This is a genomic window from Bacillus sp. GW823-FHT06B01, from assembly GCF_058952315.1.
This window is the reverse complement of record NZ_JBXAHR010000004.1, coordinates 16008-30457: the sequence shown is the minus strand read 5'-3', so window position 1 is coordinate 30457 and position 14450 is coordinate 16008. Positions and strand designations below refer to the sequence as shown.

Below are 14450 nucleotides of genomic sequence, written 5' to 3'. Positions count from 1 at the left end.
CTTACCGCCCGGCAAATAGCGGGTAAAAATATGGTCAATATCCCTAAACACATTGATGTCTACATAGTATGTCCCTATATGACCGCATCTTTTGCTTAAGTACTTTCTCCTCTATTCTCACAGACTCATGTATGATCCACTTTTACACGGAATCCTATACGATCTATAGAAAAACCTCTAGCTTCAACTGCTAGAGGCTTCTCATTCTATTTTAAAATAACTACTCACTTTTGTAAAATTACACAAATAAAAAGGATATTAAGTGGGCCCACTTAATATCCTGAGAGTGGCTCGGGACGGAATCGAACCGCCGACACGAGGATTTTCAGTCCTCTGCTCTACCGACTGAGCTACCGAGCCAAAACTATATATAAAACCACTAATGGTGGTATAAACAAAAGTGGCGGTCCCGACCGGGGTCGAACCGGCGATCTCCTGCGTGACAGGCAGGCATGTTAACCACTACACCACGGGACCAAAAATGAACATAAAAAAAACATGACCCGTACGGGATTCGAACCCGTGTTACCGCCGTGAAAGGGCGGTGTCTTAACCACTTGACCAACGGGCCACGAAAAATAAAATGGTGAGCCATGAAGGATTCGAACCTTCGACCCTCTGATTAAAAGTCAGATGCTCTACCAACTGAGCTAATGGCTCATACTCACCAACGTCATATTTTCGTGACGACAAGATGTATCATAACATGTTTTCTTTGTTTTGTGCAATACCTTTTTTTATTTTTTTATAAAAGATAAGAAAAAACTCATGCGGACATGAGTTTTTTCTCAAAAATATCAATTAAGCTTCGTATACGTTACGAACAATATTTGTTTGGTTACGATCTGGTCCAACTGAGAACATAGATAATTGAATTCCTGTTAACTCAGAAACACGTTCTACGTATTTTCGTGCATTTTCAGGAAGCTCGTCTAATGATTTTACACCAGTAATATCTTCTGTCCAACCTGGAAGCTCTTCGTATACAGGCTCACATTTCGCTAAAATGTTTAAGTTTGCTGGAACTTCATCTATCACTTCGCCATTGTATTTGTAAGCAACGCAAATTTTAAGAGTCGGAATACCTGTTAGAACGTCGATAGAATTTAATGATAAATCTGTTAAACCACTAACACGACGTGCATGTCTTACAACAACGCTATCGAACCAACCTACGCGGCGCGGACGACCAGTTGTCGTTCCATACTCACGACCAACTTCACGAATTTGATGACCAATTTCATCATGAAGCTCAGTAGGGAAAGGACCATCACCTACGCGGCTTGTATATGCTTTACACACACCTACAACGCGAGTAACTTTCGCAGGACCAACTCCAGTTCCAACTGTTACACCACCAGCAATCGGGTTAGAAGATGTAACGAACGGGTACGTACCGTGGTCGATATCAAGCATAACACCTTGTGCACCTTCAAATAATACACGGTGATTGTTATCTAGTGCATCATTTAATACAACAGACGTATCACATACATATTGCGCGATTTGTTGTCCGTACTCGAAGTACTCTTCGAAGATTTCTTCTACACTGAAACCTTCTGTATCGTACATTTTTTCAAATAAACGATTTTTTTCTACTAAATTGCGCTCAAGCTTTTCTTTAAATGCTTCACGGTCTAAAAGATCAGCCATACGAATACCAATACGAGCAGCTTTATCCATATATGCAGGACCGATACCTTTTTTCGTTGTACCGATTTTGTTATCACCTTTACTTGCTTCTTCTAATTCATCTTGTTTTAAGTGATAAGGTAAAATAACGTGCGCACGGTTACTTACACGTAAATTATCAGTACTTACACCACGATCGTGTAAGTATTTTAACTCTTCAAGTAATGCTTTCGGATCTACTACTAAGCCATTTCCGATTACACAAATTTTCTCTTTATAGAAAATACCAGATGGAATTAAGTGTAATTTATATTTAACTCCGCCGAAAACAATTGTATGTCCCGCGTTATTTCCACCTTGATATCTTGCAACTACTTCCGCATGCTCAGAAAGAAAATCAGTGATTTTACCTTTTCCTTCGTCGCCCCATTGTGTTCCTACAACTACTACTGAAGACATTATTAAAGCACCTCCGCGATTTTCAAACGATCTATTCAAACAATATAATTGTACCAAAACCGAAAAAGAAGTCAACCAAAAAGCGAACATTTTTTTATTAAAAAACATTTTCGTTCGTAAGAATTATATTTTCACACTATGAAAGCCTTATCTTTCCTATAAAAAAAAAGAAACACATCTTATTATAAGAAATGCATTTCTTTTTTATACTATCTTTATGCAGGCGGCGCATGTCCATCCTCAAAGCGACGTTCTAAGTTAACGAACTTATTGAACTCTTTAACGAATGCGAGCTCTACTGAGCCTACGGGACCGTTACGCTGCTTTGCAATAATAATTTCAATCGTATTTTTATTTTCCGTTTCTCGGTCATAGTAATCTTCACGATATAAGAAGGCTACAATATCAGCATCCTGCTCGATACTTCCCGATTCACGAATATCAGACATCATCGGACGTTTATCTTGACGAGATTCTACACCACGAGATAACTGCGACAAGGCAATAACAGGCACTTGCAATTCACGCGCAATCCCTTTTAATGTACGAGAAATCTCAGATACTTCCTGCTGACGGTTTTCTCCTGATTTCCCGCTTCCTTGAATAAGCTGTAAATAGTCAATTAAAACCATCCCTAGACCTTGTTCTTGCTTTAATCTACGGCATTTCGCTCGAATCTCATTTACTTTAATCCCTGGTGTATCATCAATATAGATACCAGCATTAGAAAGGCTCCCCATCGCCATTGTTAATTTTGCCCAATCATCAGAAGTTAATGAACCGGTACGCAGTCTTTGCGCATCAATATTTCCTTCTGCACAAAGCATACGCATAACAAGCTGATCAGAGCCCATCTCTAGACTAAAAATCGCTACATTTTCATCAGTTTTCGTCGCTACGTTTTGTGCGATATTTAATGAAAATGCGGTTTTCCCTACTGATGGACGTGCCGCTACGATGATTAAATCATTTCGCTGGAAACCTGCGGTCATCTTATCTAATTCTGTAAATCCAGTTGGTATCCCAGTAACTTCACCTTTTTGATTATGCAAAAGTTCAATTTTATCGTAAGCATCTACAAGAACATCTTTAATGTTTTGGAATGCTTTTGCATTCGTTTGGTGAGATACTTCTAATATTTTTTTCTCAGCCTCATTTAAAAGACCATCCACGTCATCTTCTCTCTCATACCCATCAGACACGATATGAGTCGCTGTTCGAATCAAACGACGTAATAGCGCCTTTTCAGCGATGATTCGTGCATAATATTCTACGTTAGCAGCGGTTGGAACAACTTCTGCTAATTCTGCTAAGTAAGAAACCCCACCAACTTCTTCTAATAATCCTTGATCAGCCATTGCTGACGTCATTATTACTAAGTCAATCGGCTCTCCTTTATCAGATAACCCAAGCATGACTTCAAAAATCTTTTGATGTTTCGTTCGATAAAATGAGTCAGGTACCAATAATTCCGATGCTGACGTTAACGCATCTTGATCAATTAATATGGCCCCTAAAACCGCCTGCTCAGCCTCTATATTATGCGGAGGGGTACGATCAGCCATTACATCACTCATACGCAATCCTCCTTGCTTAACTTATTTTTATTGTTCACTAACATGAACTTTTACTGTTGCTGTTACTTGCGGATGCAACTTCACAGTAACGTTTGTATAGCCTAATGCACGAATTGCATCATCCATTTCAAATTTACGTTTATCAAGTTTAATTTTATGTGATTTTTGCATCGCATCTACGATTTGTTTACTTGTGATTGAACCGAATAGACGGCCACCTTCTCCAGATTTCGCCTTTACTTCTACAGTTAGTTTCTCTAACGTTTCTTTCAACTCTTTTGCATTTTCAACCTCTGCTGCTGCATCTTTTTCTTCTTTTCGCTTTTGAGCTTCTAAAGTTTTCATACTACTATTTGTCGCTTCAGCAGCTAATCCTTGTTTTAGTAAGAAGTTATTTGCATAGCCATCTGGTACGTTTTTTATTTCTCCTTTTTTCCCTTTACCTTTTACGTCTTTTAGAAAAATTACTTTCATGATTGTGTGCCTCCCTGTAAATAGTCATCAATAACAAATCGAAGCTTCTCCTCAGCTTCATCTACTGTAACATTTTTCATTTGTGTGGCTGCATTCGTTAAATGCCCACCACCGCCTAAATTTTCCATAATTAGCTGCACGTTCACTTCACCTAAAGACCTGCCGCTAATTCCAATGAAATTCTCGCCACGTTTTGCAATAACAAATGACGCAATAATTCCTGTCATTGTTAATAATGTGTCGGCTGATTGCGCAATAAGCACTTGATCGTAGTAATCATCACTATCAACTTTTGCAATCGCAATTCCATTTGTATAAATGTACGCATTTTTAATAGCTTTTGCAACCCGTAAATACTGATCCATATCTTCTTTTAAAAGCTCTTGTACAAGTACAGTATCTGCACCATGTGAGCGTAAATAAGAAGCGGCATCAAACGTACGAGCACCCGTTCGGAATGTAAAGCTTTTCGTATCAACAATAATACCTGCTAACAGTGCCGTTGCTTCTAACATTGTCATTTTTAAATTTTTCGGTTGGTACTCAAGTAATTCTGTAACAAGTTCTGCCGTGGAAGAAGCGTATGGCTCCATGTAAACAAGCAATGGATCTTCAATAAAATCTTCTCCCCGGCGATGATGGTCAATAACAACTACATTTTCAATTTTATGTAACAGCTTTTCTTCCATCACCATTGAAGGTTTATGCGTATCAACAACAACAAGTAATGAATCATCATTTGCAAATTCCATCGCTTGTCCTGGGGTAATAAAGTGAGACCATAACTCTTCGTTTTGTTTCACTTTATCCATTAAACGCTTAATTCCCTTATCAGAATCATTTTCATCTAACACAATATATCCTTTGCGCTCATTTAATTGCGCTACCTTTAAAATACCAATCGCAGCACCAATTGCGTCCATATCAGGAGCCCTATGCCCCATTATAATGACATTACTACTTTCTAATACTAAATCCTTTAATGCATGCGAAATAACTCTGGCACGTACACGAGTACGTTTTTCAACTGGATTCGTCTTACCACCATAAAACTTAACTTTACCTGTCGCTTGTTTAATAGCTACTTGATCTCCACCACGGCCAAGCGCAAGGTCTAAACCGGACTGAGCCATTGCCCCAAGCTCTGATAAAGGTAAATCACCTGATCCAACACCTACACTTAAGGTGAGTGGTATATTCCTTTTGGATGTTTCTTCACGCACCTGATCTAAAATGCTAAATTTCCCTTTCTCCATCTGTGCTAAAATACTCTCATTTAGTACAACGAAGAATCTTTCTGAAGATGCACGTTTTAAATATGCCCCATACTTAACGGCCCATTCATTTAGTCGTGATGTTACAAGACTTGTGATATTCGTACGTAATTGATCATCTAACCCCTGTGTAACTTCATCATAATTATCTAAATAAATGACAGCCAAAACAGTGCGTTGATCCTCGTACATCTTTTCAATCTCTGTTTGTTCCGTTACATCAAAGAAATAAATTAACTTTTCTTCTTTCCTTACAAAAACGCGAAACTTTCGGTTATTTAAAGAGACTATATCGTCGGAAGTTTCTCCCTTAATAAAAAGAAGCAACGTTTCTGATACATCATAAAGGTGCCATCCAGCTAACGCATGCTGTCCTAGACATGAAGATAAATAAGGATTCGCCCAATCAATCCCATAATCCTTATTGTATAACAAAATACCAATCGGCATTTGGTTAAATGCTTCATTACTCACTTTCTTTACTCTTGTAATCATATCTGTCGTATACTTCTCGAAATTCCTTTGAAAGGTCAGTTCAAAGCGTATAACAACAAAAAGTACAATGCAAAAAATAAAAAAGGTGGATATCCCCATAATTAAATGAAAATAACAGAGGATGGCAATGAGCACAAACACGAAAAATGCCAATACATAAACAGGATATAAAAACCACTGTTTCTTATAAAATTCAGGCATGTATACAACTCCTATAAAGTAAAACTAACTCACCTTTCAGTTAGTTAAACAGATTAAAATAGTATAAGGAATATTACTTTATCCTCCTATTTTAGAACGCAATGAAATCCCTAAATCAATTATACCTAAGATTGTCACAAGAGGAAACAACATCGGTATAAACATGCAGACAATAAAACTAATAATAGGAATCCCTTTCGTAAAACCTTTGCTATGCGCTAGAAAAGCGATAAATGTCAGACCTTGTAGTACTAGTAGTAAGGCAAATATGACATATAGGTTAGAAAATACCATATGTAAATATGATGTCGGTTCTACTTTTATAAAAGTTGATAGCAAAATAAATATAACGTAATACCAAACAATACTCTTTGGTAATTGTATATCTTTAAATTTAGGCCAAGGTATAACGTCATGCTTTAGTGTTCTCAAAACACTACCTGATATCATAACTGTAATCCAAGAAAAACATACCGAGACCATTACAAGCAAACTTGGGAATAACGTTTGTAACACATCATTAAATTGTGCAAATAATTCTTTTTGCTCCTTACTAATAGGCATACCAGCAGCAGTGACTATCTTTTCACTTTGCGCCATACTTTCATTAAGCATATTTTGCATTTGCTTCATTAAATCTATGTTAAAAAACTTTATACTTGCAACATAAATGAGCATAATACCAATTAAGTACGCAAGCGTCCCCGCCATCAAAATTTCTACCGGTTTTTTTTGTTTTTTATACATATATCCTAAAACGATACCTATCAATCCAAACATAGTTGTCTTTACTAGGTTCATCGGTTGACTGACAATAACAGTAATAAAAAGTGCCGCCGTAAAAATTACAAAGGCGTTAGATAATCTATATCTTATCGTTAGCAATATAAACGGCAATGGCAACGCAAACTTTACAACTGTACCTAAAATTGGAACATACATAGATATAAGCAATAACATTGCATATATAGCCAGCAACGCTGCACCCTCAGTAATAAATTTCGTATTCTTCATCATCTAACCTCTCTTTCAAAAAAGAAAAGCATAGCAAAATGCACAGTAGAGTCCGACTCTACTGTGCATTTCATACGCTATTATTCACCAACATATGGTAAAAGTGCCATTTGACGAGCACGTTTAATTGCAACTGTAAGTTTGCGTTGGTATTTTGCGCTTGTTCCTGTTACACGACGAGGTAAAATTTTACCACGCTCAGAAACGAAACGTTTTAATAAATCAACATCTTTATAGTCAATGCGAGTGATGCCGTTAGATGTGAAGAAACACACCTTACGACGTTTCGCACGTCCACCTTTGCGTCCTGCCATGTCTATTCCCTCCATTCTTTGTTAAAACTAACTAATTTACTGTATTAGAACGGTAAATCGTCGTCGGAAATGTCGATCGGTTGACCTACATTTGAAAATGGATCGTCATTCTTCGTAAATCCAGAGTTCCCTTGGTTACCTTGGTTACCTGAATTACTAGATTGACCAAATGGGTTAGAGCTTTGGTTACCGAAACCAGCTCCTGATGGTTGCTGATTAAATGAACCACGTTGCTCCCCACCGCCATTACGCGGCTCTAAAAATTGTACGCTTTCCGCAAGAACTTCTGTTACATATACACGTTTACCATCTTGTCCATCGTAATTACGAGTTTGAAGACGTCCATCTACGCCTGCTAAGCTACCTTTTTTCAAATAATTTGCTACGTTTTCTGCTTGTTTACGCCATATTACACAATTAATAAAGTCAGCTTCACGCTCACCTTGTTGATTCGCAAATGCGCGATTCACAGCTAACGTAAAAGTAGCTACCGCAACACCATTGGGCGTGTAACGTAAGTCAGGGTCCTTAGTTAAACGACCAACGAGGATAACACGATTCATCAATCGAACCACTCTCCCTTATATATCAATTATTTTTCTTCTTCTTTAACAACGATATGACGAAGGATGTCTTCGTTGATCTTAGCTAAACGGTCGAATTCGTTAATCGCTTCTGCGTTAGAGTTCACGTTTAAGATCATGTAGAAACCTTCACGTAAGTCGTTGATTTCGTAAGCTAAACGACGCTTACCCCACTCTTTCGTGTTAATGATTTCTGCACCATTGTTTGTTAAAACACCTGCGAAACGTTCAACTAAAGCTTTTTGAGCTTCTTCTTCAACGCCAGGACGAATGATGTACATAATTTCGTACTTTCTCATTACACTTTCACCTCCTTTTGGTCTAAACGGCCCATAATGGGCAAGGAGCAATTAATTTATAGTAATTACTCACGAGTTTAGATTATATCATAGTAAGTTAGATGAATCAACTCACCCATGCATAAAAAACTTGGCAAACACATAATATATTTGCCAAGCTCATATCTTTATTTTTCCTAGGAAATATTAAATTAAACGTTGAAACGGAAGTGCATAACGTCTCCATCTTTTACGATATACTCTTTTCCTTCTAAACGAACTTTACCAGCTTCTTTTGCAGCTGTCATAGAACCGTTTGTCATTAAGTCTTCGTAAGAAACTGTTTCCGCACGAATAAATCCACGCTCAAAGTCTGTATGAATTACGCCAGCACATTGTGGTGCTTTCATACCTTGTTTAAACGTCCATGCACGTACTTCTTGCACACCAGCTGTGAAGTAAGTAGCAAGTCCTAATAAATCATATGCAGCACGAATTAATTGATCTAAACCAGATTCTTCAATGCCTAGTTCTTCAAGGAATACTTTTTTCTCTTCCTCGTCTAGCTCAGCGATTTCTTCTTCGATTTTTGCACATACAACGATTACTTGAGCATTTTCATTTGCAGCAAATTCTTTTACCATTTGTACATATTTATTTTCAGAAGGATCCATAATATCATCTTCACTTACGTTTGCTACGTATAGCATTTCTTTCGTTGTAAGTAAATGAAGGCCTTTAACAATCTTCATTTGTTCTTCTGTAAATTCAACAGTACGAGCTGGTTTTCCCTCTTCAAAAGCTTCTTTTAAACGAACTAAAATTTCATGCTCATATACTGCTTCTTTATCTTTTTGTCTTGCTAACTTCGCAACACGCTCGATACGTTTATCAACAGATTCTAAATCCGCTAAGATTAGCTCTAAGTTGATTGTTTCAATATCATCGATTGGATCTACTTTCCCTGAAACGTGTGTAATATTTTCGTCTTCAAAACAACGAACAACTTGGCAAATTGCATCTACTTGGCGAATGTGAGATAAGAATTTATTTCCTAAACCTTCACCTTTACTAGCACCTTTTACGATACCTGCAATATCAGTAAACTCAAATACAGTCGGAACAGTTTTTTTCGGTTCTACTAATTCCGTTAATTTATTTAAACGCTCATCTGGTACTTCTACAATCCCTACGTTTGGATCAATTGTACAGAATGGATAGTTTGCAGATTCTGCTCCTGCTTGTGTAATTGCATTAAATAAAGTTGACTTCCCTACGTTAGGTAATCCAACAATCCCAGCCGTTAATCCCATATTTTTCACTCCTATGTCTCAATCTTTCATCATTATAGATAGTAACGAAAAAAATGACAAGTTTCCTCCAAACGAAAAAAAGTAACAGCTACCCATTGCAACTGTTACTTTCTCTCTATTCTTCGTGCTTCACAAGTATTTTTTTCACCTTACGATCAAATTCTCTTCGAGGAATCATTACTGAATGGTCACATCCCTCGCACTTAATGCGGATATCCATTCCCATACGAATAATTTTCCAGCGATTCTCACCACATGGGTGGGCTTTCTTCATTTCCACAACATCGTACAAGTTATACTGCTTTTGCTCCATTCTCCAAACCCCTCTCCATACTAAATTGCTTTTCCACTCACCAATTCTTCACGATTATATAAAACCATACGTGGATATGGAATTTCAATCCCATGTAAATCTAGACGATTTTTAATTTCTTTACGAAGTGCTCTCGCAACAACCGCATGTTGCATCGGCTCTACTTCCGCAATAACACGTAATATAACTTCTGACGCAGCCAATGTTTGCACACCTAATAACTGAGGCTTTGCTACCATTTGCGTATACTGTGCAGGTAATTCTTCCAATAACTCTTCAATGACTTGCTCCGCTTTCGCTATGTCAGCCTCATACGAAATGGATACATCAACAAATGCTACACTATTACTAACTGAATAGTTCGTAACTTGAATAATACTTCCATTTGGTAAAGTATGAATTTCGCCTGTCCAACTCTTTACTTTTGTTGTACGAAGTCCAATTTCTAGAACGACACCTTCAAACTGACCAATTTTTACATAGTCACCTACTGAAAATTGATCTTCTAGCAAAATAAATAACCCCGTAATAACATCTTTTACTAAACTTTGAGCACCAAATCCGACTGCTAAACCAATTACCCCGGCACCCGCTAATAAACCAGATGCATTAATATTAAACACACCCAAAATCGCAATTAACATAATGAACATAACAACGTATGCCACAATATTTTCAAGTAACTTCGCTACTGTAACTGTACGACGTTCTGAAATTTGAATTGGCGAACGACTTCCCATACGAAACGCATTTCGTACAATTGCACGCGCAACTCGCACAATAATTGCACCAAGTATTAAAATAACGACTATTTTTAGTGATTTCACACCTATATTCGTCCAATCAATGGACTCAAACCATTTCAACGCTAAATCCATGTACCTCTACCTCTCCAGCTAAAATTTCTTTTTAATCATCCTTCTTATTGTATCAGAAGTCACCCTGATTTCTGAAAAATTTTTATGACTTTAATTGCATTTGTTAACTTCTATGCAGGTATAAAATGGAACGAATATATATATACTAGTACTATTATTTCCGTTTTCACTCAAGTTTTACAGGAAGTACGCACTTATAGTTTTCCATTTTACTCACCATATAACATATTTTGAAAATTTATTAAAAGGATGGATGCTTCATGAATATTGGAAGTTTTCGCTTACCCTTTTTCGAAAAAGAAACTCAAAATGTTATGCACCAAGACGTAGAAGCCTCCGAGACAATTAGTAACTTCTTACTTTCCCATATCCCTATTAAAACGAATATACCGATTATTCTCGTTTGTATCGGAACAGATCGTTCTACAGGCGATGCACTCGGTCCGTTAGTCGGTACGAAACTAGAACAAGCAGGAATTAAAAACTTCCAAGTGTTCGGCACACTAGATGAGCCAGTGCATGCGCTAAATTTAGAAGAAAAAATTCAGAATATACAGAAATATAATCCTACTTCATTTATAATTGCGGTTGATGCCTGTTTAGGAAAGTCTCAAAACATCGGTTCCATCACTACCGGAATGGGGCCTAGTAAACCTGGAGCTGCGATGAACAAAAAATTACCTGCAGTTGGTGATTTACATATTCATGGCATCGTAAATCTAAATGGTTTTATGGAGTTTTTCGTCCTGCAAAATACAAGATTAAGTTTAGTCATGAAAATGGCTGATGTAATTGCACAAAGTATAAAAGAAACAGACCAAAAATTATCTGTATTAAAAAAAGCAAACCATCTATAAATAATAAGATGGTTTGCTTTTTAGTTTTTCTGCGCTAATAATTCTAAAATACGATTTAAATCTTCTTTATTAAAAAATTCAATTTCGATTTTACCTTTTTCTTTTTTCGTTTCTTTAATTTTCACATCTGTGCCAAACTTTTCTCTTAAGAACGTTTCGCGTTCTACGAAAAATATGTTTCTCTCTTTTTTCACTTGTTTTGTTTCACGTGAAACGCGTTGATTAATCTCCTGAACAATTTTCTCTAATTGACGAACGTTTAATCCTTCTTTTTCGATTCGTTTTAATAAAGATTTCAATTGTTCTTCATCTTTTATAGTAAGCAAAGTTCTCCCATGGGCCATTGAAAGTTGACCATTTGCAATCATATCTTGCACAAAAGAAGGGAGGCTTAATAACCGCGTATAATTTGCAATGTAAGGTCTGCTCTTACCAAGACGTTTTGCTAATTGTTCTTGCGTTACATTTAGCTCATTCATTAACATTTGATATGCCATTGCTTCTTCCATTGGGTTTAAATCTTCTCGTTGTAAGTTTTCAAGCAATGCAAACTCCATCATTTGCTGCTCATTTAATTGTCTTACAACAGCAGGTACCTTTTCGAGCCCTGCCTCTTTGGCAGCACGATATCTTCTTTCACCTGCAACAATTTCATATCCTTTAATACTCTTCCTAGCAATTAACGGTTGCAATATGCCATGCTCTTTAATAGAGGCCGATAATTCTTGAATTGCCTCTTTATTAAAGTGTTTACGTGGTTGATATGGATTCGGTCTTAATTCAGTTATCACAATCTCCTGAATTGCCTCTTCTTCTTTCACATCTAAATCAGGAAAAAACACATTAATTCCTCTTCCTAATCCTTTAGCCACCTGCAATCACTTCCTCTGCTAAATCTATATATACTTCTGCCCCTCTTGATTTAGCGTCATACTGCATAATTGGTTTCCCATGACTTGGTGCTTCACTTAAACGAACATTACGAGGAATAATCGAACGGTATACTTTATCCCTAAAGTATTTTTTCACTTCATCTATAACCTGAATCCCTAAATTCGTACGGGCATCCAACATCGTTAACAATACACCTTGAATTGCTAGATTTTTATTTAAGTGCTTTTGCACAAGTCGAACTGTATTTAATAGCTGACTTAATCCTTCTAGTGCGTAATATTCGCATTGAACAGGAATAATAACAGAATCTGCTGCGGTTAATGCATTAATCGTTAATAACCCTAAGGACGGGGGACAGTCGATAATAATATAGTCATATTCATCACGAACTGGCTGTAATGCCCTTTGTAAACGTACTTCCCGGGAAATAGTCGGTACCAATTCAATTTCAGCACCTGCCAATTGAATTGTAGCGGGTAGAACATCTAAGTTTTCAGTTGCGGTTTTACGTATAACCCCTTGAACATCTGCATCTTCCACAAGAACATTGTAAATACATTGATCTAATTCGGATTTTTCAATTCCCACACCAGTCGTTGCATTTCCTTGAGCGTCAATATCTACAAGAAGGACTTTTTTACCTACTTGTGCCAATCCAGCCCCTAAATTAACAGATGTTGTTGTTTTTCCAACGCCACCTTTTTGATTGGCAATAGCAATGATTTTTCCCATGATGTCACCTACTTTCAACCTTTCTATCTTATTCTAGTAACAATTACGTTTATTGTAACATGAAATAAAAGTTTTTCTTTTACGTCCTTATTAAACTTCAAAATTTATTTCTAAACTCCTTCTTCATCTAACAAGAAAATATAGTAAAAGAGACCTATCCAGTAGGATAAGGTCTCTAACACGCCATTATTATTTTTTCTTCGGAATTTTAATTGTAATTTGATAGTACTCATCAAATTCTTCTTCCGCAGAATTAACATTTAAACCACTGTCAGCAACCATTTGTAATGACTGCCTAATTGTATTCATGGCAATTCTCGTATCTCGACTTACTGCTTTTTGCTTTGCCTTACGCTTCGGTTTGGCTTCCTCTAGTAATTTCGCAATTCGTTCCTCTGTTTGCTTTACATTCAGTTGTTTCTCCACAATTTCCTGTAAAACCTTCAGTTGTAATTCCTCATTCTTTAAAGGAATGAGAGCGCGGGCATGGCGTTCTGTAATACTTTTTTCTAATAACGCACGTTTTATTTCTTCAGGCAACTTTAACAATCGCAACTTATTTGCGATTGTGGATTGTCCTTTTCCAAGTCGTTGTGCCAATGCTTCTTGTGTTAAATTATGTAACTCAATTAGCTTTTGATATGCCACAGCTTCCTCGATTGCTGTTAGTTCCTCTCGTTGCAAGTTTTCAATTAAAGCTACAGAAGCTGTCTCTGTATCATTTAAGTTCTTTATAATTGCAGGAACCTTTTCCCACCCTAACTTTGTTGCCGCACGGAAACGCCTTTCTCCAGCGATAATCTCGTACTTGTCATCCTCATATTGCCTCACAACAATCGGCTGAATCAGCCCATGTGTACGAATCGTTAGTGCTAGCTCTTCAATTCGTGCATCATCAAAAACTGTTCGTGGTTGATAACGGTTAGGGGTAATATTTACTATCGGAATTTCTTGTATTTCTTCATATACCTTTTTATCTATTTCTTCATGGCTTTCGTCTTGTAATTCGAATTCGCTCTCTTTATCTCCAAAGCCAAATAAACGAGAAAACGTATTTTTCATACATATTCCACCACCTTTTAGGCCTATTGACTATTCTCCATAAAATGTTTCCTATGAAACATTTACGTTTTCATTTATATAATTTAATCTTACGTCTAA

At 36.9% G+C, this 14450-nt stretch carries 15 protein-coding genes and 4 tRNA genes; 1 reads left to right on the top strand and 18 read right to left on the bottom strand.

Annotated features, from left to right (window positions below):
* Positions 1-287: 287 nt before the first annotated feature.
* The 15 genes from AC1Q8N_RS18750 to AC1Q8N_RS18680 form a co-directional block, all read right to left on the bottom strand.
* Positions 288-360: transfer RNA gene (locus AC1Q8N_RS18750), tRNA-Phe, on the bottom strand.
* A gap of 41 nt (positions 361-401) precedes the next feature.
* Positions 402-477: transfer RNA gene (locus tag AC1Q8N_RS18745), tRNA-Asp, on the bottom strand.
* Positions 478-499: 22 nt separating this feature from the next.
* A tRNA-Glu gene (locus AC1Q8N_RS18740) sits at positions 500-571 on the bottom strand.
* 13 nt (positions 572-584) lie between these two features.
* Positions 585-660, bottom strand: a tRNA-Lys gene (locus AC1Q8N_RS18735).
* 141 nt (positions 661-801) lie between these two features.
* Positions 802-2091 (bottom strand): adenylosuccinate synthase, encoded by a 1290-nt coding sequence (locus tag AC1Q8N_RS18730; RefSeq protein ID WP_000100228.1) that lies wholly within the window; start codon positions 2089-2091, stop codon positions 802-804.
* A gap of 215 nt (positions 2092-2306) precedes the next feature.
* A complete protein-coding gene (gene dnaB, locus AC1Q8N_RS18725; RefSeq protein WP_001286242.1) occupies positions 2307-3668 on the bottom strand; it encodes a replicative DNA helicase in 1362 nt (453 codons plus the stop codon).
* A 27-nt stretch (positions 3669-3695) separates the two neighbouring features.
* Entirely contained in the window at positions 3696-4142 is a 447-nt protein-coding gene (rplI, locus tag AC1Q8N_RS18720) for a 50S ribosomal protein L9 (protein ID WP_000864225.1), read from the bottom strand.
* A complete protein-coding gene (locus AC1Q8N_RS18715) occupies positions 4139-6112 on the bottom strand; it encodes a DHH family phosphoesterase (protein WP_001113891.1) in 1974 nt (657 codons plus the stop codon). The genes rplI and AC1Q8N_RS18715 overlap by 4 nt, the downstream gene beginning before the upstream one ends.
* 78 nt (positions 6113-6190) lie before the next feature.
* Positions 6191-7126, bottom strand: coding sequence for a YybS family protein (locus AC1Q8N_RS18710; protein ID WP_141519939.1), 936 nt, complete (start codon positions 7124-7126; stop codon positions 6191-6193).
* An 80-nt stretch (positions 7127-7206) separates the two neighbouring features.
* The gene (rpsR, locus tag AC1Q8N_RS18705) at positions 7207-7440 is read right to left on the bottom strand and encodes a 30S ribosomal protein S18 (protein WP_000918874.1); all 234 of its coding nucleotides are present in this window, start codon (positions 7438-7440) and stop codon (positions 7207-7209) included.
* A 44-nt stretch (positions 7441-7484) separates the two neighbouring features.
* Positions 7485-8006: a single-stranded DNA-binding protein gene (gene ssb, locus AC1Q8N_RS18700; RefSeq protein WP_000981963.1), complete on the bottom strand. Its 522-nt coding sequence runs from the start codon at positions 8004-8006 to the stop codon at positions 7485-7487.
* A gap of 26 nt (positions 8007-8032) precedes the next feature.
* A complete protein-coding gene (gene rpsF / locus AC1Q8N_RS18695) occupies positions 8033-8323 on the bottom strand; it encodes a 30S ribosomal protein S6 (protein ID WP_001233781.1) in 291 nt (96 codons plus the stop codon).
* A gap of 191 nt (positions 8324-8514) precedes the next feature.
* The gene (gene ychF / locus AC1Q8N_RS18690; protein ID WP_000524660.1) at positions 8515-9615 is read right to left on the bottom strand and encodes a redox-regulated ATPase YchF; all 1101 of its coding nucleotides are present in this window, start codon (positions 9613-9615) and stop codon (positions 8515-8517) included.
* 115 nt (positions 9616-9730) lie between these two features.
* Positions 9731-9928 carry a DUF951 domain-containing protein gene (locus tag AC1Q8N_RS18685; RefSeq protein WP_000436051.1) on the bottom strand — a complete coding sequence of 66 codons (198 nt, stop codon included), beginning with the start codon at positions 9926-9928 and terminating at the stop codon, positions 9731-9733.
* A 20-nt stretch (positions 9929-9948) separates the two neighbouring features.
* Positions 9949-10806 (bottom strand): mechanosensitive ion channel family protein, encoded by an 858-nt coding sequence (locus tag AC1Q8N_RS18680; RefSeq protein WP_000362298.1) that lies wholly within the window; start codon positions 10804-10806, stop codon positions 9949-9951.
* A gap of 260 nt (positions 10807-11066) precedes the next feature.
* Between AC1Q8N_RS18680 and yyaC the strand changes: the two genes are divergently transcribed.
* A complete protein-coding gene (gene yyaC / locus AC1Q8N_RS18675; RefSeq protein ID WP_098642885.1) occupies positions 11067-11663 on the top strand; it encodes a spore protease YyaC in 597 nt (198 codons plus the stop codon).
* Positions 11664-11683: 20 nt separating this feature from the next.
* Here the strand turns inward: yyaC and spo0J are convergent, their stop codons facing one another.
* From spo0J to noc, 3 genes are all read right to left on the bottom strand, one after another.
* Complete coding sequence (spo0J, locus tag AC1Q8N_RS18670; protein ID WP_001051814.1) at positions 11684-12535, bottom strand: stage 0 sporulation protein Spo0J; 852 nt, start codon at positions 12533-12535, stop codon at positions 11684-11686.
* Entirely contained in the window at positions 12528-13289 is a 762-nt protein-coding gene (gene soj / locus AC1Q8N_RS18665; RefSeq protein ID WP_000516117.1) for a sporulation initiation inhibitor protein Soj, read from the bottom strand. Before soj ends, spo0J begins: the two co-directional genes overlap by 8 nt.
* A gap of 189 nt (positions 13290-13478) precedes the next feature.
* Complete coding sequence (noc, locus tag AC1Q8N_RS18660; RefSeq protein ID WP_000799025.1) at positions 13479-14351, bottom strand: nucleoid occlusion protein; 873 nt, start codon at positions 14349-14351, stop codon at positions 13479-13481.
* Positions 14352-14450 lie beyond the last annotated feature (99 nt).

Coding starts and splice junctions, on each gene's coding strand:
- AC1Q8N_RS18685 (WP_000436051.1), bottom strand. CDS start 9,928: ATGGAGCAAAAGCAGTATAACTTGTACGATGTTGTGGAAATGAAGAAA.
- AC1Q8N_RS18680 (WP_000362298.1), bottom strand. CDS start 10,806: ATGGATTTAGCGTTGAAATGGTTTGAGTCCATTGATTGGACGAATATA.
- rplI (WP_000864225.1), bottom strand. CDS start 4,142: ATGAAAGTAATTTTTCTAAAAGACGTAAAAGGTAAAGGGAAAAAAGGA.
- noc (WP_000799025.1), bottom strand. CDS start 14,351: ATGAAAAATACGTTTTCTCGTTTATTTGGCTTTGGAGATAAAGAGAGC.
- rpsF (WP_001233781.1), bottom strand. CDS start 8,323: ATGAGAAAGTACGAAATTATGTACATCATTCGTCCTGGCGTTGAAGAA.
- rpsR (WP_000918874.1), bottom strand. CDS start 7,440: ATGGCAGGACGCAAAGGTGGACGTGCGAAACGTCGTAAGGTGTGTTTC.
- AC1Q8N_RS18730 (WP_000100228.1), bottom strand. CDS start 2,091: ATGTCTTCAGTAGTAGTTGTAGGAACACAATGGGGCGACGAAGGAAAA.
- AC1Q8N_RS18710 (WP_141519939.1), bottom strand. CDS start 7,126: ATGAAGAATACGAAATTTATTACTGAGGGTGCAGCGTTGCTGGCTATA.
- yyaC (WP_098642885.1), top strand. CDS start 11,067: ATGAATATTGGAAGTTTTCGCTTACCCTTTTTCGAAAAAGAAACTCAA.
- ychF (WP_000524660.1), bottom strand. CDS start 9,615: ATGGGATTAACGGCTGGGATTGTTGGATTACCTAACGTAGGGAAGTCA.
- AC1Q8N_RS18715 (WP_001113891.1), bottom strand. CDS start 6,112: ATGCCTGAATTTTATAAGAAACAGTGGTTTTTATATCCTGTTTATGTA.
- soj (WP_000516117.1), bottom strand. CDS start 13,289: ATGGGAAAAATCATTGCTATTGCCAATCAAAAAGGTGGCGTTGGAAAA.
- dnaB (WP_001286242.1), bottom strand. CDS start 3,668: ATGAGTGATGTAATGGCTGATCGTACCCCTCCGCATAATATAGAGGCT.